Below are 24,255 nucleotides of genomic sequence, written 5' to 3' on the forward strand. Positions count from 1 at the left end.
TCTCTCTTACCCGATTTTTTTTGAACTAGAACTTCACAACAATTCGACTTGACGCTTCAGTTAACGTCGGATATAGTTAAAAAGTCCAAATCGGAATAATTACGTTTTAATAATCTTGGAGGTTTTATTCATATGAAAAAATTAATCACAGCATTCACCGTCGCAACGATGAGCGCAAGTCTTCTTGCTGCATGCGGGTCATCGTCTTCATCAGATTCGAGTGACGATGGTAAACTACAGGTCTATACTTCGACGTTCGCGACGGCAGCCATCGCCAAAGAAATCGGCGGAAAGGAAGTCCATGTCGAAATGATCGTTCCACCTGGTGCCGATCCCCATTCGTATGAACCGACATCAAAACAACTGACACAAATCGCAAAAGGTGACTTGTTCCTCTTAACCGGTACGACACTTGAGCCGTATTCGAAGAAAATCAAAGAAAGTTTAGCCGGTAACTCCATCCGCTTCGTTGAGACGAGTAAAGGAATTGACTTACTCGATGCTTCTGCAACACTCCATACTCACGGAGAGGAAGCGCATGATCATGAAGAAGAGGACCATGATCACGGAAAATACGATCCACACGTCTGGCTTGATCCGATGAACGCTAAAAAGATGGCCCAGTCGATCACGACTGCTCTCGCAAAAGAAGCACCTGCAAGTAAAGAGACCTTCACCAAAAACCTGAACCTGTTTAATCAACAGGCGGATGAACTCGACCGAAACTTACAAAAGGCTGTGGAGGCCGGTTCTAAAAAAGAGTTACTCGTTACTCATGCAGCGTATGGATATCTTGCAGAACGGTATGGTTTTGAGCAACTCCCGATTGCCGGAATCTCGCCGTCTGACGAACCATCCCAAAAGCAACTTGCCGCAATCGTCAAAGAAGCCAAGTTACATGACTTACACTATATCGCCTTTGAAGAGACGGTGTCGCCAAAGGTCGCCCGTGTCATCCAAAAAGAAATCGGTGCCGAGTCGATCACGATTCACAACCTCGAGTCCGTCACAAAAGAACAGCAAGATCAATCCTATTTTGATTTAATGAATGAAAACGTCACGACACTCAAACAGGCACTGCAGTAAGGTGCTGTTGACAAGCATTAAAAGATACGTTACGGTAGAAAACGTATTTTAAACAACTAAATGACTTCTTTTTATCGCGAGAAACGGAGGGACTGGCCCAATGATGTTTCGGCAGCGGACGATTGATTCGTACTGTGCCAAATCCAGCAAGCGAAAGCTTGAGAGATAAGAAGAGCGTCTTTTTCAGTAAAGACCTCCTTCTTTCTTGCGAAGGGGTCTTTTTTTGTATGCTGAAGAAATGGAGTGATTCGACATGAACGAAACGATTACACCGAACAAATGGGCTTTGTTGCCCTTGTTCGTTTTCCTTGTATTATTCATCGGTGCAGGAATCTTCTATAACGACTTTTACAAATTCCCGATCTTGATTGCAGCGTTGATCGCCTTGATCTTTGCTGCTGCGACATCTAAGGGAGACATCAACCAGACGGTCGAGCGGATTGCCCGTGGTGCCGGTAACCCGGACATCATGATCATGGTCTTCATCTTTTTACTTGCCGGCACGTTTTCCGGAACAGCGAATGCGATTGGAGCGATTGACGCGACCGTCAACGCCGCGCTCAGCTTCTTGCCGCAGTCGCTCCTGATGAGCGGTTTGTTCATCATCGCCGCCTTCATCTCGATGGCGATGGGGACTTCGACCGGGACGATTGCCGCCCTCTCCCCGATCGCACTCGGCATTCATGACGCGACGGGCGTCAACGTCGCACTCGCCGCTGCTGCCGTCGTCGGTGGAGCGATGTTCGGTGACAACTTATCGTTCATCTCCGATACGACAATCGCTGCCGTCCGGACACAAAAAACGAACATGCGCGATAAATTCAGAACGAACTTTTTAATCGTCTTACCTGCTGCTATCATCACCGTCATCTTACTTGCCTTCGTATCAGGCGCCGGAGATGTCGTCGAAGCAAAGGCGTTCGACTTTTATAAGTTGATTCCGTACCTTTCCGTCATCGTGCTTGCACTTTTCGGTGTTAACGTCATTCTCGTCTTACTCGGCGGGACATTGTTGACAGGCATCATCGGAATGGTGGACGGAAGCTTCGGATTAAGTGGCTTTGTTCTCGCGATGTCTGACGGATTGATGGGGATGGCAGAAATCTCCATCTTAACGTTACTGATGGGCGGACTCGTCAGTCTCATCACGTATAACGGCGGAATCGCCTATCTCAAAGAAACTTTGACACGGAAAATCTCGAAACGCCGGGGAGCGGAGTTCAGCATGGCTGCCCTCGTCAGTGCCACGAATCTTGCAACGGCGAATAACACGATCTCGATTCTTGTCGCAGGACCGCTCGCTGCTGAAATTGCGGATACGTATGACGTCGACCGAAAGAAATCAGCCAGTATCCTCGACCTCTTTTCCTGTGGTGTCCAAGGAATCATTCCGTACGGAGCACAACTTTTGATTGCCGCTGAACTGACAAAAACGGCATCTCCCGAACTGATTCCGTATCTGTTCTATCCGTTTTTACTGTTCATTTGCGGATCGCTCGCAATCTTCTTCGGATTCCCACGCCGGAAGACCGAGGCCGCACAGAAAAAAAACGTGTCGTAAAACAAACAACCCCCGTCGCTTCATCTGCGATGGGGGTTCACTTTATTTCTGTTTTTCTTGACGATTCAAAATGAAGTAAGCAATCGCCGGAAGTGGGAATTGAACGAGTCCTGCTCCACCCCATACCCACGGGTTACGTCCTGTCTTGCGGGCACCAAGGAAAAGGAACGTGGCTTGAGCCCCTAATAGCGCAGCAATGCTTGTCCAAACTCCTTTTGGTACTTTTTTAATCGATTTCACCATGATTTTACACCTCTCTTCATTTATGCATCAGTAGACTTTCTTCTCTTTCCCATTCTATATTCCCTGCTTATGAGCATCAAAACAGATGTTCTTCTAACTTCATGCTAAACTGAACAGGCAAATCCATATTCTAGTTCTATTGAAGGAGGAGTATACACATGCAATACGCAAAACTTTCAAATGGTATCACGATTCCACAAATCGGGTTCGGTGTCTGGCAAGTCGATGAAGAGACGGAAGCACCGGCTGCCGTCGCAGAAGCACTTCGCGTCGGTTACCGTCATATCGATACGGCTGCCGTCTACAAAAACGAACGTGGTGTCGCAAAAGGAATCAAAGAAAGCGGCGTGAAACGTGAAGAACTCTTCTTGACGTCTAAAGTTTGGAACGATGACATTCGTGCCGGACGGACGAAAGAGGCTTTCGCTGAGTCACTTGAGCGACTAGAAACCGATTATCTCGATCTCTACCTCATTCACTGGCCTGTTGAAGGTTATGTCGAAGCATGGAAAGCCATGGTCGAGCTTTATGAAGCGGGTAAAATTAAAGCAATTGGTGTTTCGAACTTCAAAGAACATCATCTCGATACACTTGCTGAAGAGGGACTCATGACGCCGATGATTAACCAAGTCGAGCTTCACCCACAACTTCCGCAACATGAACTGCATGAGTACTTGCAGGATCATAACATTCAAATCGAAGCATGGAGCCCACTCATGCAAGGTAAATTCCTCGAAATCAATGATTTTAAAGAGATTGCTGAAAAGCATGGTAAGAGCCCATCGCAAGTCGTTCTTCGTTGGCACCTCGATAACGGAATCGTTGCGCTTCCGAAGTCTGTCACACCAGAACGGATCGCTGAAAACTTCGACGTGTTTGATTTCCAACTCGATGCAGACGATCTTGAACAAATTGACCGTCTCGCGTCAGAAGACCGCCTCGGACCGGATCCTGACGAAATCGATTTTTAATGAACATACGGATAGACAAAAGACTGCTCGCGGGAACACTCCCGGTGCAGTCTTTTTTAGGCATAATAGACAAGAATCGTCTCTTCTGTTTCTTCCGCTTTGCTAAAATAGGCCCGTAAATCAGCGAATTGTTCCCACACGTCGTCAAACTCGCCGTGCTGTCCCGCCTCATCATAAATCGTCTCGAGTGCAAGACGGTCAAAATTCCGCATCACTTCTGCTGAAATGATGATTAACGGAAGAGGAAGGATGCCAACGATTGCCGCCTGTGTTTCGTTGACAATCAGCTCTTCCCCGACGACTGCCCGTCCTAAGTTGTAATGGGTCTCTTGATCGATATAGATATCGATTTGATTCATCACGTGGTAGATGGCTGCTGTTTCTTCGAGGGCAAATACCTGCTCCTGATCGGGCTTCGTCTCATGGATAAAAAGAATCCAGTCCATGATGATATGTGGATCGTCACCAAAAGAATCCCAGACGGCATCCGTGACACGGACGTAATGTACGTTTTCCATCCTCCCTCTCCTCTCTTCGGCTCTTTAATAGCTATTCCCATTTTTTCGATGCTTTAGTAATTTTTTTAGAATCTGTGTACTAAAAACGCAGATCGTATTTTTTCGCGTATCTAAAACAGTCGCCATCACTGAAGATTGAAGAGGCATGCCGGCATGGCGTGTTTTCAGGCGGTATCGCCTCACTAAACAGCAGCGAAAAGAACAAATCTGTTATTCATCCTTACTACTTTGTCTTTGTTCACACACAAAAAAAGAATCGGAAAAATGCCGATTCTTTCAGACTTTAGACAATGACGATCGGGAGATAAGCGTCTTTTTTCGTTGCTTTCCTCGGGCGAGGCGCAAGCCGTTGCTCCTTGATCCTCACGGACAACGAGCAGGGTCTTGCCTGCCTCTGAACGTGCGTTAAAAACGCACTTTTCCCGCAGGAGTCAACGAAACGTGACGCTTTTTGGGTAATACCGTGATGGAAAGCCGGTCATGCAGACCGTCTAGGGCACAATCCGTCTCGAATCGCTTTTTTAAGCGAAAAGCATGTTCACGCTTCATAAACGTTTGTCTACATGCAAAAAGAACCAGCAGAATGCCGGTTCTTTTGTGATTAAATCGCTTTTTCTTTTGATTCGTCTGTCTTCCAGGCTTCAAGAGATTCCTTACCTGGCAAGTTTGGAATCGAGTCCGCATAAAAACGCGGGTCTTTCCCAGCTTTACGCTGTTCGAGATAATCATCGAGCGCAAGTCTCGCGATTTTAGATAAACGGAAAATCGCATATAAGTTAACGACCGCCATCAAGCCCATGAAGATATCAGCGAGCGCCCAGACGAGACCTGCCGTTTGCACGACTGAACCGAAGACGACCATCGCGAGGACGATGACCCGGTACGCCGTCATGAGTGTCTTATTGTTATTGATGAAGCTGATGTTCGACTCACCATAATAGTAGTTTCCGACAATCGAACTGAAGGCGAACAAAAAGATTGCGAGCGCCATGAACGTCGTTGCGACAACTCCGACTTGAGTCGAAAGTGCATTTTGTGCGAGTGCGATCCCGGCAACTGCTTTCCCATTCGCGTCTTTCGTTGCGACATCGCTGACGAGGATGATCATCGCCGTTGATGAACAGATGAGTAACGTATCCACGAATACACCGAATGATTGAATTAATCCTTGCTTGACAGGGTGCGAAACCTCCGCCGTCGCAGCAGCGTTCGGAGCAGAACCCATACCGGCTTCATTCGAGAACAGACCGCGACGAATTCCGTTGAGGACTGCAGCACCAATCGCTCCACCGGCAAGCGTCTTGAACTCAAGGAGCCCTTTTTGGAAAATCAAGCCGAAGACGTCTGGTAACAACTCAAGGTTCGTAATCATGATGAAGAGAGCGATTAAAATATATCCGCCTGCCATGATCGGAACGAGGAACGCAGAGACCGTCGCAATGCTGCGCACTCCGCCGAAGATAACGAGTGCTGTCAACACAACAAGACCGATCGTAATCCACATCTTATCGATGCCATACTGGCTTTGGAGCGACAACGAAATCGTGTTCGATTGAACCGAGTTAAAGACGAAGCCAAACGAAATCGTAATCAAGACACTGAAGACAATTCCGAGCCAGCGTTGACCAAGCGCCTTTTCCATGTAATAGGCAGGGCCCCCACGCCATGCTTTTTCATCACGAACTTTATAAATTTGTGCAAGCGTACTTTCGACGAATGCTGACGCTGAACCGATTAAGGCAATCAACCACATCCAGAAGACTGCACCTGGACCACCTAACGCGATTGCCGTCGCAACACCGGCGATATTTCCTGTTCCAACACGCGCTGCCGTACTGATCGCGAATGCTTGGAATGGAGAGACACCATCTTTTCCTTTATCCGTTCCTTGGAACAGTAACCGTAACATTTCAGGTAACATCCGGAATTGGACGAATCCCATGCGAACCGTAAAATAAATGCCTAAGCCAACAAGTAAGATAATTAATACGCTCGACCATAATACATCACTAATATTACTTACGATATCCATCAATTGCTTCTCCATACAGGTTCCCCCACTTCTCTCTTATGTAACCTTTTTTCACATGTGTTCTATAATACGAAAGATTTTTTAAAAAATCAAATACAGTTGTATCAGTCAACTTCTGATTATGAGACTTTTTTATCCATTTCCTCACATTAGATGTGAGGTTTTTCGTTTACGAACAAAAAAAGAAGCGTTTACATCAAAATGACCGATGATTCCGTGAAAATCGGGATCATCGGTCATTTCGATTAATGGAGGACGGAAACATCCGTCACAAAGATGGATGTTCGTCTGAATTAGTCAGCCCCTCCATCTTTAGACAAACGCTTAGAGCCCCTCCACTTTTCGCGGAAGGGCTCTTTTCGATTCTTTAGATGAATAGATTTAAGTTGGCATCATCTGTCGCGCCAAGATAACTTGCGACCCCACCATAATCGATATCATCTAACAGTTCTTCTTTTTTAATCCCCATGATGTCCATCGACATCGTACACGCGATCATTCGGACACCTGCCGCTTGCGCTTTTGCCATCATCGTCTCTAACGCATCGACTTGTTTGTCCTTCATGACTTTTTTCATCATTTTTTGACCGGCGCCTGCCATGTTCATGTTGGATAACGGAAGATCCCCGGCATGTTTCGGCATCATCATTCCCATCATGCGTTCCATCGGTGCTTTGTCGACGGCTGGTGCATCCGGCTTCCGAATGACATTCAGTCCCCAGAACGTGAAGAACATCGTGACTTGTTTTCCCATTGCTTGTGCACCTTGTGCGATGACGAATGACGCAAGTGCTTTATCAAGGTCTCCGCTGAAGACGACCATCGTTGCGTCGTCTGCTTTTGCGACAGGTGCTGACGTCACGGGTTGCTTCGTTTGTCCTTGCCCTTTTTCAAGTAAGACTTCGACAATTCCTTTATTCATTTCTGCCGTGTGGACGGTATGTCCGAGCTTCGTCGCCCATGCCTGGACGTCTGGTAAGAAACCGGGATCCGATGCCTTAACGAAGACTTGGTCGCCATCTTGCAGTTGGTCCATCTTCGCCTTTAATTCAACGATTGGTCCCGGGCACTGTAATCCACATGTATCGAGCAGCGTGATTTGCTCTGCTTTCACGGCTTGTTTCGGCTCACTTTTAATCGTCGTCACTGCTGTTTCCTCCCGTGCTTGGTTGCGCGCTTCTTGATCGCGATTGACCGTCGCCCATGTTTTATATCCACCGCTTAAGTTTTTCACGTCGAAGCCGTTTTGTTTGAGGAGCTGACTTGCGACATATCCCCGTAATCCGACTTGGCATGTCACATAAATCGGCTGATCCTTCGGTAACTCGTCGAGTGACGCGCGAAGCGTCGGCAATGAGATATTGACCGAGCCCGGAATCGAACCGAGTTCATTTTCAGACGGTTCCCGGACATCGAGTAACAATCCGCCAGCTGCGACGATTTGATCAATTTCATGCCAATGGACGTTTTCGCTGTCCCCTAACACGATGTTCGACGCGATGTAGCCTGCCATGTTGACGGGATCTTTCGCCGAGCTGTAAGGTGGTGCGTACGACAACTCAAGATCCGGTAAGTCAAGTACGGTCAAACCGCCTTTGATTGCCGTCGCCAATACATCAATCCGTTTTTCGACCCCCGTCATCCCGATCGCTTGCGCACCATAAATTGTCCCATCGACCGGATCAAATAAAAGTTTCATCGAAATCGGACTTGCCCCCGGATAATAACCGGCGTGCGAACCCGGATGGAGATGGACTGCTTCATAGCGACGCCCTGCCTGTTTCAACCGTTTTTCGTTATTGCCTGTCGAAGCGACCGTTAAATCAAACACTTTTGCGACAGCTGTACCGAGTGCACCTGTGTACTTCACGTCACGCCCGGCGATGATATCCGCAACGAGGCGTCCTTGACGATTCGCCGGCCATGCGAGCGGAACGTGCATCGCCTCTCCTGTAACGTAGTCTTTCACTTCGATCGCATCACCAATCGCAAAGATTGATGGATCAGATGTCCGTAGCGTGTCATCGACTTTGATCGTATTCTTGATTCCTAACTCGAGTTTTGCTTCCGCCGCAAGGTTACTTTCCGGCATGACACCAATCGATAGGATGTTCATTTCCGTTTCAATCGTCTTGCCGCTTGCCAAAACAACACGCTTCCCTGCCTCTTCAAAGCGGGCAACACCATCCGATAAAATCAATTCGACCCCTTTTGCGCGTAGATGTTCATGGACGATGGCTGCCATTTCCGGATCGACCGGTGCCATGACTTGATCCATCATTTCAACCAATGTAACTTTCGCACCACGTTCGACCAAATTCTCTGCCATTTCAAGTCCGATGAAGCCACCACCGATGACGACGGCATGTGCGGGACGGTTCTCATCGACATATTGGCGCATCCGGTCCGTGTCGGGAATGTTGCGTAACGTAAAAATGTTCGTCGCTTCTTCGATACCAGGAATCGATGGACGCATCGGTTTTGCTCCTGGTGAAAGGATTAAGTGATCGTACGTCTCGTCATACTCTTCACCTGTATCAACTTTACGAATCGTGACCGTTTTCAGTTCACGGTTGATTCGGATCGCTTCCGAGAGATTTCGGACATCTAGGTTAAACCGGGCATGCATGCCTTCAGGTGTTTGGACAAGTAACTTGTTCCGGTCTTTGATGACGTCTCCAATATAATAAGGTAAACCACAGTTCGCGAACGAAATTTCTTTTCCACGTTCGAGTAAAATAATTTCCGCAGTTTCATCTAACCGACGTAATCGTGCCGCGGCGGTCGCTCCGCCTGCTACTCCACCAACAATGATTGTTTTCATGGCTGTTTTCCTCCTAATCGAATCGTACTCTCTATGCTTTACAATATACCCACAATGGTATGTTGTTACAAGTAGTTTGTTCTACTTTTCACAAACTTGTCTTATTTTCAAACTGTTTATTCTTTGATGATAACGGACATTAGTTGCAATTCCTCCTAAAATGCTTGAAACTGAACTTATAGTATACAAAGGGGGATTTTGAAATGGACCAGGATCGTAACTCGAACGAAACAAATGAGAACAACAAGGTCACACCGCTTCACCCAGAACGGAATCAAGAAGAAACAAACGAAAACGGGGTAACGGAAGTTCAACAACAACACTTGGAAGCATTCCAAGCGTTCTTAGTCGAAAAAGGCATTCCAATGGAAGCACGTGAAAATGAAACACACGTCTTCTTTATGACACAAGAAAAAACACCAGCCGGCGCTGAGCCGATGATGATGATCGTCTTCAGTAAAACGACGACGGATGTTGAATTGTTCGCCCGTACGGTCACGCACGTTCCAGACGGTGTTGAAGATCTTCCAATCTTAAATGCCATCAATGATTTCAACCAAGAATTCAAATACTTCCGCGTCGTCCTCGATAGCGACCGCGACGTAACGATTGCCTCAACAATCGACTTGGATCACGGCTTCAACCCGGCAGCCATCTTCGGCCACTCGGTCATGATGTTCCAAGCTTCTGACGAAGTCTTTACGTATTTAACGAAATTGTATGACCAAATTCAATAATCTATCATTAAGAAAATGGCTCCGGAGATTTCTCTGGAGCTATTTTTTGTTTTAAGTTCAATTGACAATGAGAATTATTCTCGCTATAGTGAGAATTGTGAAAACGACATCATTTAACATCATTTATTATAGTATGGGGGAATTCATCATGAAAAAACGCTTAAAAGTGGCATCACTTTTCATTACAGCAGGACTTCTTGCAGCTTGCGGAAATGCGGAAGAAACAACGACGGCTCCAAAAAAAGAAAAAACGGAGCAAACATCAGAAACAACTACAAATGCTGGTATTGCTGCAACAACATTGAAAGACGAACTGACAATCTTCAGCTCAATCAAGACAGAACTTGATAAAGCAAAAGAAGGACAAGCCATCGACTGGAAGATGGTCAAAACAAGTTATGACTCGAAATTAAAAGGTGGCGTCGCGACTGCCGCTCCTGAAATCGAACAAGTCATCACTTCTGCCCTTGCAGGCGTCGACTCAAAAGATTTAGATGAGAATATTGCCCGTCAGCTCGTCGATAAAGGACTTCAGTCTTATTTCTATAAACTTCAAAAATCAACCCAAGCAACAGCGGAAGAAGCCATCGTTGCGGGCAAGGCGGATGAAGCAAATGCAGCACTCAAAGACATTAAAATGATGGCAGAAACGGTTTTCATTCCGACAGCGGAAAAACGTGATGCAAGTTACGGTTTTAAAAATGAAGATTCTGTTGTCCAAGCTATCAATTCTGGATTGACGGCGCAGGAAGAAGCCATCACGGCTGAAAACGTTGCTGACTTTAAGGTCGCAAAACAATTGACCGATAAATCGATTTACCGTTCGTTCTATCTCGCAGCACTCGGTTATGCACAAAAAATCGAAGAGGGCGTCAAAGCCGGTGCTGACGAACAAGAGTTACAAATGGAACAAGCGGAAGGCTACGGTTTCTTACTCGCAATCGAAGAATCGCTTGCCGGTGGCGATGAAGCAGCCGTCGCAAAGCTAAAAGAACAATACGACTTCTCAAAAACAAAACCAGCAGATGTCTCTTATGAAGAAATCGAAGGTCTCTTCGCCAAAGCGTTAACGAAAAAAATCGTCGGTTATCATGAAGAGGCGATGGAAGCACTCGAAGCGAAAGATGTCGATACAGCACGTGTCGAAGCAATGGAAGCAAACATGTTCGTCATTGCGATGAAACCGACGCTTGAAAATCGTCTCGGCAAAGAAAAAGCGGACGCTGTTCTTGCTGACGCCAACACGTGGTACGATCTCATCGAAAAAAATGACTCAAAGGCTGAAACTGTAAGTAAAAAAATCGTCGATGCGCTCGATACGTTCAACTAAGCAAGACGATTGGGGGAACTTCCTTTGAATATCGGAATTACAGGTGGCGCCGGTTTCATCGGTGCTGCTCTTGCAACTCGCTTGCATGCCAGCGGTCACACTGTATCAGTCATCGATGCGTTCACCGATTATTATGCAAGCGACTTGAAACGTGAACGGGCCGCAGAACTGGCACGGCTTGGCGTGACGATCTCTGAAGCAGATGTCCACACGGCGCTTAATGACTGGTGTTCATCCGGTCAATTCGATGCCTTGTTCCACCTTGCTGCTTTACCCGGTGTCCCTGGCTCCTTACGTGAGCCGCATCGTTACATCAAAGAGGATATCGATATGACGGTGACCGTCCTCGAAGCAGCAAAACGCCATCAGATTCAGCAAGTCTTTTTCGCCTCTTCTTCGTCCGTTTACGGTGAGCAGACAGGTGCGTTGAGCGAACAGCAGGCGACCGGTCAAGTCGTCAGTCCCTATGCCGCAGCGAAATATAGCGCCGAAACCTTTTGCAACGCCTATCAAAACTTATATGGATTACAAATCACGACGTTCCGCTTCTTTACAGTGTATGGACCATCGGGAAGACCGGATATGGCGCTGTATCGTTTCATCGAGCAGGCACTCCGTGGTCAAGATCTCGTCGTTTACGGTGATCCGGTCCGCGACTTCACCTACATCGATGACATCACGCGCGGGATGGAACAAGCGCTTCAAGCACGTGCGACAGGTACATTCAACCTGGGTGCAAATCAACCAGAGTCCGTTCGGAAGATAGCGGAAATGCTCGGTACACGATATGGCGTCGCGGTGACGTACACGGACCGACGGGAAGGGGATGTCTCGATGACATGGAGTAATACGGAAGCTGCACGTCAGGCATTCGGATACATGCCTGCCGTCACGCTGACTGAAGGACTCGAGCGGATGATTACATGGCATCTCGGGCGCGTGTAATCCGTACGACCGCAAGCGTCCTGCTGACGTTTGCGGTTGTTTTTTTATTGATTCGGTTCGTGCTCGAATTGCCGGTCCTCTATGACTACTTGCACATCCTTTTACGCTCTTACTGGACACTCATCGCAAGTGTATTGTACGCCCTTGCTTTTTATGTCCGCGCTGTCGCCTGGCGCATGGCTGATCAACGGCAGGCACCCTTGCCAATCTATTTGACGAGCCTCTATCTCGGACTTGCCATCAATCACTTGTCACCGGTCAAACTTGGCGAAGGTGTTCGCCTGCTAGCGGCACGTGCCATTGCTAGTCCATTGAAACGGACGACTGCAATCCTCGTCGCCCAGCGTGGCATTGATTTGGTTGTCCTCGGACTCTTCGTCACGCTCGGTTTGCTTACGACGAAGACGTCTCTTCCTGCCGGTATCGCCTTTGCGCTTGGTGTGCTCGTCTTAATCATCGTTCGCCCATTCTTACAGACGATGTATCCATTAATCGGCTACGGAACGCTCGCTTGGTGTCTTGAAGCAAGTGCCGTCTATTGCTTATTGGTCGGAGTAAACACCATCCTTCCCTTTCCACTCGTTTTAGTCGCGATGAGCGCCGGCGTCTTATCCGGAATTGCTCAATTCACCCCGGGTGGTCTCGGCACATATGAACTTGCCATGGGAACGGTCTTACAGACGGCAGGCGTCGAGCATCCTTATGAACTGGCATTGATGACACATACGTTCAAGTATGCATTCGCCTTCATCGCACCCTGTTATTTTCTAGTCAGACATCACGCCGTCGTCGCATTACTGTTTCGCCAATTCAAGCATCAACAGAAAGGAGGATTTTCATGAAAAGTGCTTCACGTTTTGAAAAAGTCGCAGCCCGTATGTGGAACTTATTAAATGAAGGCAAACCCTTCACTCCGATTTTCACGATTGGTATTTTCCTCAGCTACTGTCTTTTGTTCCAACAGACACTGAGCGGTGCCGGATTCGGTTTTTTAGTGACGTTGCCTTTATTCATACTGTACTGGAAATTTGATTTCCCGCTGTTCCTTCGTAATTATTTATGGATGCCCGTTATCGTCTGGTTATTCCTTGAAGGAACAGATTCACGGCTCTTGCCCCTGTTCGCTTATGGTGCAGGTCTTTATTTCTTCTTCACGATTTTCTTCTGGGGAACGATTTACTACCATTTACGCATCGGAACCGATTGGCTGAACTTCACCCGTTTTTGGAAACTTGTCCTCAAAAATAGTGACTCGACGAGTGGAAATGCGCAAGAACAACTACCGAAAGTCGCACTCTTACTTGCCTACTGGCAAACCGCAACGATTGATCCGGCGTTAGATTGGTCGTACGTCCTGTTCCCTGCTGGGTTATTCGTATTCGCTTGGATTCTTCACCATTATCTCTTCGACTGGAAACCGAAACTTCCGACCGAGCCGACAACCGATGCCAGCTTACCGACTTCAGACAAAGTCTACGTCTTGGTTGTCGACGGGATGCGAAAAGACCGCTACATGGCTGCGAACACGCCGTTTCTCGAGCGATTGCGTCAAGAAGGAACGGAATATACCAATATGGAGACCGTCTATCCGGCCCGGACGGTCGTCTGTTTCAGCTCGATGTTCACCGGAGCCCGTCCGGAAGAACACGGGATTCATTCGAACATGGTCTGGAATACGACAGGGGTCAAAACCGATACGGTCTTTGACCGATTACGCGACGTCGGGAAAACCGGTAAGATTCTTGGAATCGCTCATCTCGTCGATGCCTTCGGTGCCAAAGACGTTCATACCGTGACAGCCGTCATGCATAATGATGTCGCGGACCGCAACATCATCGATCGCGCTAAACAAATCGTCCAGCAAGAAGATCCGGATTTGCTGGCAATCCAATTGATCGGTACCGACCAAACCGGTCATAGTCGTGGAACACTCTACTCGGAATATATTCAAAAAATCGAGGAAGCAGATGCCCTACTCGCTGAATTCTGTGAAGAACTGGAGCGTCTCGGTAAGTTAGACGATGCGACACTGATCGTCATGGCGGACCATGGTCAAGCAGATGGCATCGGCGGACATGGTCACCTTGACGAGGGAGAACGATTCGTACCATTCTGGATGTACGGTAAACACATTCACGCTGGTCGCAAGGTCGATACACATCGACACATCCTGTCGCTTGGACCGACTGTTGCAAAACTACTTGGTGCCGATATCCCGCGCGATAGCCGGGGTGTCCTACTGACGGAAGCGTTTAAGGAGGAATCGTCATGAAAAAAGTCGTCGTCTTTCTACCGGCCCATAACGAAGAAGTCTCCTTGCCACTTGTCTTAAAACGGATTCCGGATGAAATCGATGGACTGCCCGTCGAGACGATCGTCATCGACGACGGCTCCACTGATGCGACGTCCGAGATTGCCCGGCAACACGGAGCCCATGTCTATCGTTTCCCTAAAAACCGTGGGCTCGGAGCTGCCGTCCGTGAAGGTTTGCTCCGATCTTATGAGCACGGGGCAAGTGTCGCCGTCATGATTGACGCCGATAACGAATACCCGGCGGATCAAATTCCCGACGTCGTCCGACCGATTCTTCTGGATGAAGCCGACTATGTGTTTGGTTCCCGTTTTCTCGGAACTGTCGACGGGATGCGCTTGTACCGGTACATCGGCAATCATGTCTTTACCTGGTTACAGTGTGTCTTATTAAAACGTCGGATTCACGATGGGCAAAGCGGCATGCGTGCCTTTTCCCGTGCGGCGTGTAAACACGCAGAAATCATCCACGACTATAACTATGCCCAAGTGCTGACATTGAATCTTGTTCGAAAAGGATTCCGGCTGCATGAAGTCCCGATTCGTTACCGTGTGCGAGAAGCAGGAAAGTCCTTTATCCGCTTTAACTATATCCAGCGTGTCCTTCCCGCGATTTACCGGGAATGGCGTCGCCCGATCGTCCCACTGTCGTCTGAAGAACGTTTTGAACGAAAGGAGCATCTCGGATGAGAAAACCGTTTTTCATCACCGTCATCGCCTTCTTGTTCCTGCTCACTACACCATTGCCGGCATTCGCCTACAGTTATGGGGATCCAGGAAAGGAAGCTTTTGCGGAAGCTTATAAACAGTTTGAGGAACAGCTTGACCAAAACGATTATACGCTTGCGAAGGAAACGATTGACGCGTACGATAAAGAATTTACGCTCTACTTCCCAGAAGCGAAGGAAAAAATCGATGCGGCGTTAGCAAAAAAAGATGCCGATGCCGCCAAGCAAGCCTACCGCGTCGCCTTACGTCAAAACATCGAACGTCGTCTGCACTTCGCACAGGAACAATTCGATGATTTCGGACAGGCTAAGCTGTTGCTTGCGAAAGCACGTGGCACGTATGATGTGCTCGCGCCTTACGTCAAAGAAAGTGAGGGTGCACAGACAAGTGATTCATTGTATACTGCTTTTGACGAATCGCTTGCTGCTCTTGGAAACCCCGGGTTGTTCGGAGTCGGAAAAAAAGCGAGTGATCAAGAAACATTCAACCAAAATATTGCATTAATCGAAGATACAATTACACCCCTGTTCGTTTTACCCGGAGAAGAAAAAACCGGTTTGTTTGAAGAGGAGGATTCGATTTTCGGTCAATCCTTCGGAACAGATGAGATTTGGAAAACGATTGCGATTGGTCTTGTCATCGTTCTCATCGTTCTCGTCATCATCGGACAACGAAAGAAGAAACGTCAAAATCACTAATTAGGGAGGAAGGACGATGGATTTTCAAGCGTTTTTAATCACGCTACGTGAATGTCTCGAAGCTGTCTTGATCGTCGGTTTGATTCTCGGCTATCTCGATCGACTCAACGCACCACAATATAAAAAATGGGTCTATGCCGGAGTCGGACTTGCGCTGCTCGCAAGCCTCGGCGTCGCCTTTTTATTCCAAGTCGTCTTTACGAGTTTCGCAAGCTTCGGCAGCGACACATACTTGCGTCTCGGTATCATGATCATCTCTGTTTTCCTCTTAACCCATATGGTGCTTTGGATGGGGAAAGAGGCGAAAGAAAATCAACAGGCTTCGCAAGCGAAAGTCGCGGCAGCCGTCTCGACAGGTAGTGCCATCACAATGATTGTCCATTCGTTCCTCGTCATCGTTCGGGAAGGGATCGAGACCGTTTTCTTCTTTGCTGCCATTTCCGGCGGTGAAATCGAGAAAGTCTTGACGAGTTATGGTGCCGTGTCCGGTCTCTTGCTCGCTTTGATTTTTGGGTATCTGTTCGTCTCCGGAACGATGAAGATTCCAGTCAAACGTTTCTTCCAAGTGACAGGCGTCTTGATTTTGTTCATTGCTGCCGGCATGCTCGTCCAAACGATTGGACGTTTCCAGGATCTTGGATTGCTCGGAAGTTTGTTGACGAATGCGGACGGCACACCGGCAGCCTTGTACAACATCGTCGGATTTATGCCGGAACACTACATCGACCAGATTCAATATTTACGTGATACGGGCAATACGACATTGATCAGCGGTCAAATCGGTACGTTCATGGGGGCGATGTTCGGCTACAGCCATAATCCGTCCATCGAACAAGTTTTCGCCTGGTGGGGCTACTTCGCGTTTGCCGGTTTCATGCTGATGCGTCAAAATCGAACACCAAAAACCGCCAAGAAACTGAAGGAGGTCTCGTGACGGTTCGAAGCGGTCATCCACAACAACGTGGACGATCGCTTTTTTTCATGGTTGTCGTTCTAATTTTCGTGTGCACCGCCGGACGCCTTTATCTGGTCAGCCCGTTTGTGGCAAGCTACGACATCGCCAACTTCACGTTAGCGGTCGGACAGTATGATTTGGCGAATTTGCAGCCACATTTTCCCGGTTACCCGTTTTTCATCTTACTTGCGACCGGTCTCGCACGACTCGGGCTCGAACCCGTCCGTACGCTTGGCATCGTCTCGACGCTTGGTTTCACCAGCGGACTGATTCCGCTGTATCTGCTTCTCAAACGCCGACGATTCGATACGGTTCGTCTGCTGGCTGCTTTTACAGTCGTATCGACTGCTTCCCTTGTCGTCTTGTCCGCAACCGGGATGTCGGATGGTCTCGCACTTGGTGTCCTCTGTTGGTTCATGTGGAGTGTCGAACGTGCTCGGCACGGTCATTTCCGCCTTTTGCCGTACCTCTTATTCGGACTGTTGATGGCAACGCGTTTATCCTATGCACCGTTTGGAATCGTGTTACTCTTTTTACTTTGGCAAACCCGAAAAGACTCCTGGCAACTCCTATCCGAACTGGCGACGTTACTCCTGGCACAACTTGCCTGGCTGTTACCGGTCGCCTTCTCGGTCGGGGGACCGGCTTCCTTTGCTCAACTGTCACTCAGTTTCGTGACGGGTCATTTCTCCGACTGGGGTGGCACGGCAAAAACGGACGAAGCCTCGTTGATCGAGCGACTTGGATTGACACTCAAACAAATCGTTTGGCATGGTCTTGGATTTGCCACTTGGATTGGTCTCGGATCAGGACTGTTCTTGTTCTGCCAACGTTTCCGTCCGCTTCCTCTTTGGTGGAGCGTCACCGGTACTGGTTATTTTCTTTGGGTCTGGTTGGCCCAAAACATTGATAAACCGCGGCATGTCTTGCCACTCGTCTTCCTACTCGTCTTCCTACTCGTTCGCCACTTGTCAGTGCGTTGGCTCGTTCCGTTTTTATGTATTCAATTGATGATCGGAAGTATCGCCTTGTATCAACAAGCGACTACTACACCGGCTACGATTCAGCTGGCGGAAGCGATTACTGGTTTACCGGCGTCCGCGACCATCTTTACGGATGAAGAAGACCGCCAGTTTTTAATGAAGCGTCCCGACGCTACAATTGTGCCGATTGGATCCGCCAGTAAATGGCGAGCGGAACCAAAATCACAGGAAGTCTACTTGACCGGACGATTACTCAAACGGTTACGGGCGGAAGATGTACCAATCGAAGTGACGGAAGTTTTCCACTTTACGAGTGATCCCCGGTTCGAGCCGGAGGATGCGGAGGCGCGGTTGTACCGGATGATTTTACGATAAGGAGCGGATTGGGATGAATATCATTGGAACCGGTAACACGGCAACGATTCAACAAGAAACTGCGGCGATTGTCCGAAAGCAGTTTCACGCACACGTCCCGCATGCAGCGGTCCAGCAGGAATTTCAAAATCATCTGTCCATCCAGAACCACTTTCCGATGACACCTCGTGTCTATAATCAAAGGGATCAGTCCATTCGCATGGAGTACTTGAAAGGTGAATCGCTCGGAGATTTGATGAAACGTCATCCCGTTCGGATTCTCCGCTACATGACGGCCATGGTCACCTTACACCAGCACCTCCACACGTTATCTGTCGACGGGTTACCCCGTATTCAAGAACGATATCCCGCTCACACTACACTTGTAGCGGGACATACTTTATGTCATGGTGATTTTCACCCGTATAATCTGTTGCTTGTTAAAGAAGACATCTATGTCATCGATTGGATGGATGCCTCCATCGGCAATCCACTGATGGACGTCGCCCGTACTTTTTTATTGTTCCGTTATGGGGGAAGAAGTTCTTTACGAAATCCGGCAGAATGCGTTTCCCGATTCATCCTCAGTCATTTGTATCGTGTCTGTTATTTTAAGCGCATCAGAAAAGTCACCGGATTCGAGGCTTGTTTACGGCTGTGTGCAGCTTCCCGCTTGAAAGAGCAGATTACGCCTGTCGAATCCATTCTGTTACAACGTTTTTTAAAGTGATATCCAACGAGTCACAAATCATCGCCAACTAATTAAGCTGAAAATAAAAAATCACTCTTTTCCACGCGCTTTCCTCAGGCGAGACACAAGCCAGTTTTCCTGCCTCCATGAGGCAGAAAATCGGGTCTTGTTTGTCTCTGACAGCGCAAGTCGTCTTGCGCTTTTTCCTGTAGGAGTCGCGTGAAGCGAGTGATTTTTTGATTTCAGATTCCTGATGTATCGCTTTTAACAGCTTAACAAAACGTCGTTGAGAAGCAGACAAGACGAAGACTCCTGCGGGAAAAGCGAAACAGGTGAGACCCCGTAAGTCGCGCAAGCGACGCGGAGGCTCACGTTTCGCCCGCGGAAAGCGAAGTCTTGTCTGCGTATCAACGAATCTTGAAACGAATTCGAAGTACTTCCTTCGTCATTCAAGTTGCATACGGTCGTTCCATATAATCAAATTGCCCGCCACTGATTTCAATCGTCTTGACCGGGACGAATCCAAGACGTCGATACAGACGTTGCGCTCCGGCATTCGTCTGATCGGCATTCAACGTAAACGCCCGTAATCCACGCTTCTCTCCTTCGTCCGCCGCTGCCTGCAACAGTTCAGACCCAATTCCTTTTCCGCCATATGCCGCATCCACCGACAATGTATCGAGATAAAAGACGTTTCCTTCCGTCTCTTGATCAATCTGTGCCTCTTGTCCTGTCCACGCGAACAGCTGGCGTTTAATCGGTTCATCCAACTGTGCCGCATCAACTCCTGCATATGCAATGACGATGCCGACGACATGCCCGTCGAGCACCTTGACGAAAATGTTCTCGTAACTTAACCGGTTTCCTGTTTGTGTCACGAACAGCGCAAGCCGTTCCAAAATCACTTCCTTCTCCTGTGTTCCGGTCAATGTCTCGGCAATTTCATGAATCGCCTGTTCAATCAATGGTGCGATTTGATCTGCGTCTTTTGCAGTCGCTCTTCTAATCATTGGGTAGCCCCCTTCTCGTTCTCTCTTTTATCCTAAAACAAAATCCTTCCTGATGTCAGGAAGGATTTTGTTTATTTCAGTTGTGGAGCTGGTGTAACTACTGGTACAGTAACTGGTTCGCGTGTCATGACTGAGACGACGCGTCCCGCGATGGCAACTGCCAGTAACGTATAGAGCGTCAAACTGACTGGCAAATAGACGAGTGAAATGACAAGGACAATCGCATCGAGACTAAATAAAATTGTTCCGATTGATAAACCTGTCACTTTACTAAGTCCCATTGATAAAAGGTCGTCACCGCCTGTCGCAGCACCACTCTTCAGTACAAGACCAAGCCCGTATCCCGTAATGATCCCACTCGCAATGGCGGCGATTAACGTTGCCGGCCATGCCTGTTCCGGGAAATGGAACAAGTCGAGCTGATGCCACATTTCGTAAAACAACGATAGTGCACCTGCTGAGACGAGTGCCTCACTGACAAAACGTTTTCCTTTAAAATAAAGGGCTCCAATAAAGAATGGAATGTCGAGTACAATCATCGAAATCGATGGGTTAATATCAAAGAAATACCGTCCTAATAAAGATAATCCGATGAATCCACCTTCTGCTAATCCAAACTGTTCATTCAAAGTATAGTAGCCGAACGCCATAAGTAACGTTCCTGCTAAAATGGTTACGATTCGTTTCATGTGTTAATGTCCTCTCCCGCATCATGCCTGGGAGAGGTATTTTTATTCCCGTTTGGGTATTCATCTATTTTCGCTCTCCCTGATTTTTTTCAAGCCATTACCTTCCTGTTCAATAAAGATTGGCACTGCTAAAAATCAGGTAAGCTGAATAGATGATCGATCCTCTCGGTATCCATCGGTTTCCACCCTTTCGTTTAGTTCTCCATCTTATTATAACCCGAACTTCAGAAACTAAAACATTTTTACGGACTTTTAACAAAAACGATACATCCCACCACCACATTGCTCAATCATTCACATTTTAGACAAAACTATGCTCATTCCTGAACAATCTACTTGAAACGTACATTGTGAAGTATTACACTAAGATTATCAAATCGAATGTGATTAATATCACAATCAAACAAAAAGGGGACTTTACTCATGAAAGTAGCAGTCATCGGTTGTACACATGCAGGAACAGCAGCAGTCAAAGAGCTTACGACAACTAACGAAAACCTTGAAATCACAGTCTATGAACGAAACGATAATGTTTCATTTCTGTCTTGCGGGATTGCCCTTCACGTCGGTGGTGTCGTCGAGCATGCCGAATCACTTTTCTATTCTTCACCTGACGAATTGGCTGACCTCGGAGCAACGATGCGTTTAAAACATGATGTCCTCGAAATCGACAGTACGAACCAAACAATTCTTGCGAAAAATCTCGTAACGGGAGAAACCGTTCACGATACGTACGATAAATTGATCATGACGACTGGTTCATGGCCGATCATCCCGATGCTGCCCGGCATCGAACTGAATCAAATCGAACTTTGTAAAAACTACCACCACGCCCAGACCATCATCAAAAAAGCAACGGATGCCGAGCGGATTACCGTCGTCGGTGCCGGTTACATCGGTGCTGAACTCGTTGAAGCATTCGAAGCATACGGCAAAGATGTCACGTTCATCGACAGTGCCGACCGGATTTTAAATAAATACTTGGATCGTTCATTCACGGATATCATCGAAAACGAATTGACAGACCGCGGCATTCAGCTCGAGTTGAACCAAACTGTTCAAAGCTTTACCGGTGTGGACGGAAATGTCACACAAGTCGTCACCGATAAAGGAACGTTCGAAACGGATCTCGTCATTCTCTGCGTCGGTTTCCGACCGAGCACGGAACTGTTAAAAGGACAAATCGATATGTTGCCGAACGGAGCCATCATCGTCGACGACTATATGCGGACGAGCAATCCGAACATCTTTGCTGCCGGTGACAGCTGTGCCGTCTACTACAATCCGGCCCGGACACATGCTTATATTCCGCTCGCGACAAATGCTGTCCGAATGGGAACACTCGTCGGGAAAAACTTACTCGCTCCGACGATCCGCTACCAAGGCACACAAGGGACGTCTGGTCTACGGCTGTATGACTTAAATATCGCGTCGACTGGTCTAACAGAGGACGCTGCTCCATTCTTCGGACTGGAAGTCATGAGTACGACCGTCCAAGATGCCTACCGTCCTGAGTTCATGCCGACTGCAGAAGACGTCCAGCTCAAACTCGTATTTGAACGGGACACTCATCGCGTCGTCGGTGCTCAAATTATTTCGAAGGTCGATTTGACGCAAGCGATGAATACGTTATCGGTCGCGATTCAAAATGAGATGACACTTGAAGAACTGGCCTTTGTCGATTTCTTCTTCCAGCCGCACTACAACAAACCGTGGAACTTACTGAATCAAGCCGCTTTACAAGGAATGAAAGAACTGACATCGGAACGCGTCTGATCGGTCATCCACCCTGTCTTTAATCAAAATCGGAGTTCACATTCTGTGGACTTCGATTTTTTTATTTGTCCTTTGTCCGCTGCGGTTAGTTGTTGCTACAGCCTTATCGAGCGCCCTTTTCCACCTGATAAAAACTTTACCTGATTAATCAGTTGACGTTTAGACGTGAAGTGACAGGGAACATACTTCTTATGCAAATCAAACCACTACCTAGGAGGAATCAGTTCATGTCACAGTCTAACAATCCACTTACACAATATTTTAATGATGACTTCCCAAAACAATATCAGGATGCACCGGCTGTCCAGGCAAAAATGGAGCCCGTCCCCGATTGTGGTGAAGAAAGTTACAAAGGTTCAGGTAAACTAAAAGGGAAAAAAGCGTTGATCACAGGCGGAGATTCCGGAATTGGACGTGCCGCTGCCATTGCTTATGCACGTGAAGGGGCTGACGTCTTCCTTAACTATCTGCCGGAAGAACAGCAAGATGCAGAAGAAGTGAAAGTACTTGTCGAAGCAGCTGGTCAAAAAGCGTACTTACTTGCTGGTGACCTCAGTGATGAAACGTTCTGTCAACAACTCGTCAAAGAAGCACACGAATCACTTGGCGGAATTGATATTTTGGCACTCGTCGCCGGTAAACAACAAGCCGTCGAGGACATTCTGGACCTATCGACGGAACAACTCCGTAAGACATATGAAATCAATGTCTTCTCACTATTCTGGGTCGTCAAAGCTGCCCTTCCACTGTTAAAAGAAGGCGCCTCGATCATCACGACGACTTCGGTTCAAGGCTACAATCCGAGTGCAAACCTGCTTGATTATGCGTCAACGAAATTTGCCATCAACGGCTTTACACGCGGACTCGCAAAACAAGTCGCGCCAAAAGGCATCCGTGTCAACTCTGTCGCACCGGGTCCAATCTGGACACCACTTCAAATCTCAGGTGGTCAACCGAGCGAAAACATTCCGGAATTCGGACAGGAAACACCACTTAAACGGAGTGGTCAACCGGTTGAACTATCAAGCGTCTATGTCTTCCTCGCCTCTGACGATGCCAGTTATGTGACAGCTCAAATTTATGGTGTGACAGGCGGAATTGAACTCGCTTAATTTAATCATTTAATTACAAGAAGGCGATTTTGACTGCACAGTCAAAATCGCCTTTTTTTGCTCGGGTTTTCATTTGCTTCTCCAACGCTTGTTTAGTCTAATGGATGTAGACAGATGAAGGAGATGATTCGCGTGACAGAAAAAGAAAAGATGATTCAAGGACAATTGTACTTAGCAGGAGATAAAGAGCTAGTCGCTGATCGTAAGCGAGCCCAGCTCTTATGCCATCAATTCAATCAACTGAGCATCGAAGATTTAGACAAACGGAAAAGACTGCTGAAACAACTCTTCCAAAACGAGCAACTCGATTGTTACATCGAACCATCCTTTAAATGTGATTATGGCTACAACATAACGCTTGGTGCCCGATTTTATGCCAATTACGACTGTGTGCTGCTCGACATTTGCCCGATTACGATCGGTGACAACTGTATGCTTGCTCCGGGCGTCCATATCTATACAGCGACGCATCCGTTAGATCCGGTCGAACGCAACAGCGGTTATGAATTCGGCAAACCCGTCGTCATCGGGGATAACGTCTGGATTGGCGGACGGGCTGTCATTAATCCTGGTGTGACGATTGGCGACAATGCCGTTATCGCTTCTGGGAGCGTCGTCGTGAAAGATGTTCCTGCAAACACGGTCGTCGGTGGAAACCCCGCTAAGATTCTCAAAACGATTTGACCTCGAAAACAGACGGA

The 24,255-nt window shown here is 47.7% G+C and carries 22 protein-coding genes and 1 riboswitch; of the genes, 16 read left to right on the forward strand and 6 right to left on the reverse strand.

Translation table 11 applies throughout. From position 1 onward, the window contains the following. The first annotated feature begins 132 nt into the window (after positions 1-132). Together KNQ04_RS06140 and KNQ04_RS06145 are read left to right on the forward strand one after the other, a co-directional pair. The gene (locus KNQ04_RS06140) at positions 133-1,086 is read left to right on the forward strand and encodes a metal ABC transporter solute-binding protein, Zn/Mn family (protein ID WP_214848104.1); all 954 of its coding nucleotides are present in this window, start codon (positions 133-135) and stop codon (positions 1,084-1,086) included. 68 nt (positions 1,087-1,154) lie between these two features. Further along, a riboswitch (SAM riboswitch) is annotated at positions 1,155-1,258 on the forward strand. Between the two features lie 81 nt (positions 1,259-1,339). Then, entirely contained in the window at positions 1,340-2,647 is a 1,308-nt protein-coding gene (locus KNQ04_RS06145; protein ID WP_214848106.1) for a Na+/H+ antiporter NhaC family protein, read from the forward strand. 42 nt (positions 2,648-2,689) lie between these two features. Here the strand turns inward: KNQ04_RS06145 and KNQ04_RS06150 are convergent, their stop codons facing one another. Further along, complete coding sequence (locus KNQ04_RS06150) at positions 2,690-2,890, reverse strand: hypothetical protein (protein ID WP_088838080.1); 201 nt, start codon at positions 2,888-2,890, stop codon at positions 2,690-2,692. 158 nt (positions 2,891-3,048) lie between these two features. Here KNQ04_RS06150 and KNQ04_RS06155 point away from each other — a divergent pair, with 158 nt between their 5' ends. Then, a complete protein-coding gene (locus tag KNQ04_RS06155; protein ID WP_214848109.1) occupies positions 3,049-3,861 on the forward strand; it encodes an aldo/keto reductase in 813 nt (270 codons plus the stop codon). Positions 3,862-3,917: 56 nt separating this feature from the next. Here KNQ04_RS06155 and KNQ04_RS06160 read toward each other — a convergent pair whose 3' ends face one another. The 3 genes from KNQ04_RS06160 to KNQ04_RS06170 form a co-directional block, all read right to left on the reverse strand. Then, positions 3,918-4,379 (reverse strand): hypothetical protein, encoded by a 462-nt coding sequence (locus KNQ04_RS06160; protein ID WP_214848112.1) that lies wholly within the window; start codon positions 4,377-4,379, stop codon positions 3,918-3,920. A 601-nt stretch (positions 4,380-4,980) separates the two neighbouring features. Next, positions 4,981-6,426 carry an alanine/glycine:cation symporter family protein gene (locus KNQ04_RS06165; RefSeq protein WP_214848115.1) on the reverse strand — a complete coding sequence of 482 codons (1,446 nt, stop codon included), beginning with the start codon at positions 6,424-6,426 and terminating at the stop codon, positions 4,981-4,983. 352 nt (positions 6,427-6,778) lie between these two features. After that, positions 6,779-9,235, reverse strand: coding sequence for a CoA-disulfide reductase (locus tag KNQ04_RS06170; protein ID WP_214848118.1), 2,457 nt, complete (start codon positions 9,233-9,235; stop codon positions 6,779-6,781). A gap of 203 nt (positions 9,236-9,438) precedes the next feature. Between KNQ04_RS06170 and KNQ04_RS06175 the strand changes: the two genes are divergently transcribed. From KNQ04_RS06175 to KNQ04_RS06220, 10 genes are all read left to right on the forward strand, one after another. Continuing rightward, positions 9,439-9,972 (forward strand): type III secretion system chaperone family protein, encoded by a 534-nt coding sequence (locus KNQ04_RS06175; RefSeq protein WP_214848122.1) that lies wholly within the window; start codon positions 9,439-9,441, stop codon positions 9,970-9,972. 148 nt (positions 9,973-10,120) lie between these two features. Continuing rightward, a complete protein-coding gene (locus tag KNQ04_RS06180) occupies positions 10,121-11,302 on the forward strand; it encodes a hypothetical protein (protein ID WP_214848126.1) in 1,182 nt (393 codons plus the stop codon). A 24-nt stretch (positions 11,303-11,326) separates the two neighbouring features. Beyond that, entirely contained in the window at positions 11,327-12,247 is a 921-nt protein-coding gene (locus KNQ04_RS06185; RefSeq protein WP_214848128.1) for an NAD-dependent epimerase/dehydratase family protein, read from the forward strand. Next, the gene (locus KNQ04_RS06190; RefSeq protein ID WP_214848130.1) at positions 12,226-13,089 is read left to right on the forward strand and encodes a lysylphosphatidylglycerol synthase domain-containing protein; all 864 of its coding nucleotides are present in this window, start codon (positions 12,226-12,228) and stop codon (positions 13,087-13,089) included. The genes KNQ04_RS06185 and KNQ04_RS06190 overlap by 22 nt, the downstream gene beginning before the upstream one ends. Continuing rightward, complete coding sequence (locus tag KNQ04_RS06195) at positions 13,086-14,519, forward strand: alkaline phosphatase family protein (RefSeq protein ID WP_214848133.1); 1,434 nt, start codon at positions 13,086-13,088, stop codon at positions 14,517-14,519. Before KNQ04_RS06190 ends, KNQ04_RS06195 begins: the two co-directional genes overlap by 4 nt. After that, a complete protein-coding gene (locus KNQ04_RS06200; RefSeq protein ID WP_214848136.1) occupies positions 14,516-15,247 on the forward strand; it encodes a glycosyltransferase family 2 protein in 732 nt (243 codons plus the stop codon). The genes KNQ04_RS06195 and KNQ04_RS06200 overlap by 4 nt, the downstream gene beginning before the upstream one ends. Continuing rightward, positions 15,244-15,984 carry a hypothetical protein gene (locus KNQ04_RS06205; protein ID WP_214848139.1) on the forward strand — a complete coding sequence of 247 codons (741 nt, stop codon included), beginning with the start codon at positions 15,244-15,246 and terminating at the stop codon, positions 15,982-15,984. The genes KNQ04_RS06200 and KNQ04_RS06205 overlap by 4 nt, the downstream gene beginning before the upstream one ends. A gap of 16 nt (positions 15,985-16,000) precedes the next feature. After that, on the forward strand, positions 16,001-16,918 hold the full coding sequence (locus tag KNQ04_RS06210; protein WP_214848142.1) for an FTR1 family iron permease: 918 nt from the start codon (positions 16,001-16,003) through the stop codon (positions 16,916-16,918). Continuing rightward, on the forward strand, positions 16,915-18,297 hold the full coding sequence (locus KNQ04_RS06215) for a hypothetical protein (RefSeq protein WP_214848145.1): 1,383 nt from the start codon (positions 16,915-16,917) through the stop codon (positions 18,295-18,297). The genes KNQ04_RS06210 and KNQ04_RS06215 overlap by 4 nt, the downstream gene beginning before the upstream one ends. A 13-nt stretch (positions 18,298-18,310) precedes the next feature. Continuing rightward, positions 18,311-19,006: a phosphotransferase family protein gene (locus KNQ04_RS06220; protein ID WP_214848148.1), complete on the forward strand. Its 696-nt coding sequence runs from the start codon at positions 18,311-18,313 to the stop codon at positions 19,004-19,006. 410 nt (positions 19,007-19,416) lie between these two features. Here the strand turns inward: KNQ04_RS06220 and KNQ04_RS06225 are convergent, their stop codons facing one another. Both KNQ04_RS06225 and KNQ04_RS06230 read right to left on the reverse strand, forming a co-directional pair. Further along, positions 19,417-19,977 (reverse strand): GNAT family N-acetyltransferase, encoded by a 561-nt coding sequence (locus KNQ04_RS06225; protein ID WP_214848151.1) that lies wholly within the window; start codon positions 19,975-19,977, stop codon positions 19,417-19,419. A gap of 71 nt (positions 19,978-20,048) precedes the next feature. Beyond that, positions 20,049-20,666 carry a YitT family protein gene (locus KNQ04_RS06230; protein ID WP_214848154.1) on the reverse strand — a complete coding sequence of 206 codons (618 nt, stop codon included), beginning with the start codon at positions 20,664-20,666 and terminating at the stop codon, positions 20,049-20,051. A 423-nt stretch (positions 20,667-21,089) separates the two neighbouring features. Here KNQ04_RS06230 and KNQ04_RS06235 point away from each other — a divergent pair, with 423 nt between their 5' ends. From KNQ04_RS06235 to KNQ04_RS06245, 3 genes are all read left to right on the forward strand, one after another. After that, positions 21,090-22,442 carry an FAD-dependent oxidoreductase gene (locus KNQ04_RS06235; RefSeq protein ID WP_214848156.1) on the forward strand — a complete coding sequence of 451 codons (1,353 nt, stop codon included), beginning with the start codon at positions 21,090-21,092 and terminating at the stop codon, positions 22,440-22,442. Positions 22,443-22,669: 227 nt separating this feature from the next. Beyond that, the gene (locus KNQ04_RS06240) at positions 22,670-23,554 is read left to right on the forward strand and encodes an SDR family oxidoreductase (RefSeq protein ID WP_214848159.1); all 885 of its coding nucleotides are present in this window, start codon (positions 22,670-22,672) and stop codon (positions 23,552-23,554) included. Between the two features lie 123 nt (positions 23,555-23,677). Further along, positions 23,678-24,238, forward strand: coding sequence for a maltose acetyltransferase domain-containing protein (locus tag KNQ04_RS06245; RefSeq protein ID WP_214848722.1), 561 nt, complete (start codon positions 23,678-23,680; stop codon positions 24,236-24,238). Positions 24,239-24,255: the final 17 nt, after the last annotated feature.

It is taken from the genome of Exiguobacterium sp. s193, from assembly GCF_018618755.1.
In the GTDB taxonomy this organism is placed as follows: Bacteria; Bacillota; Bacilli; order Exiguobacteriales; family Exiguobacteriaceae; genus Exiguobacterium_A.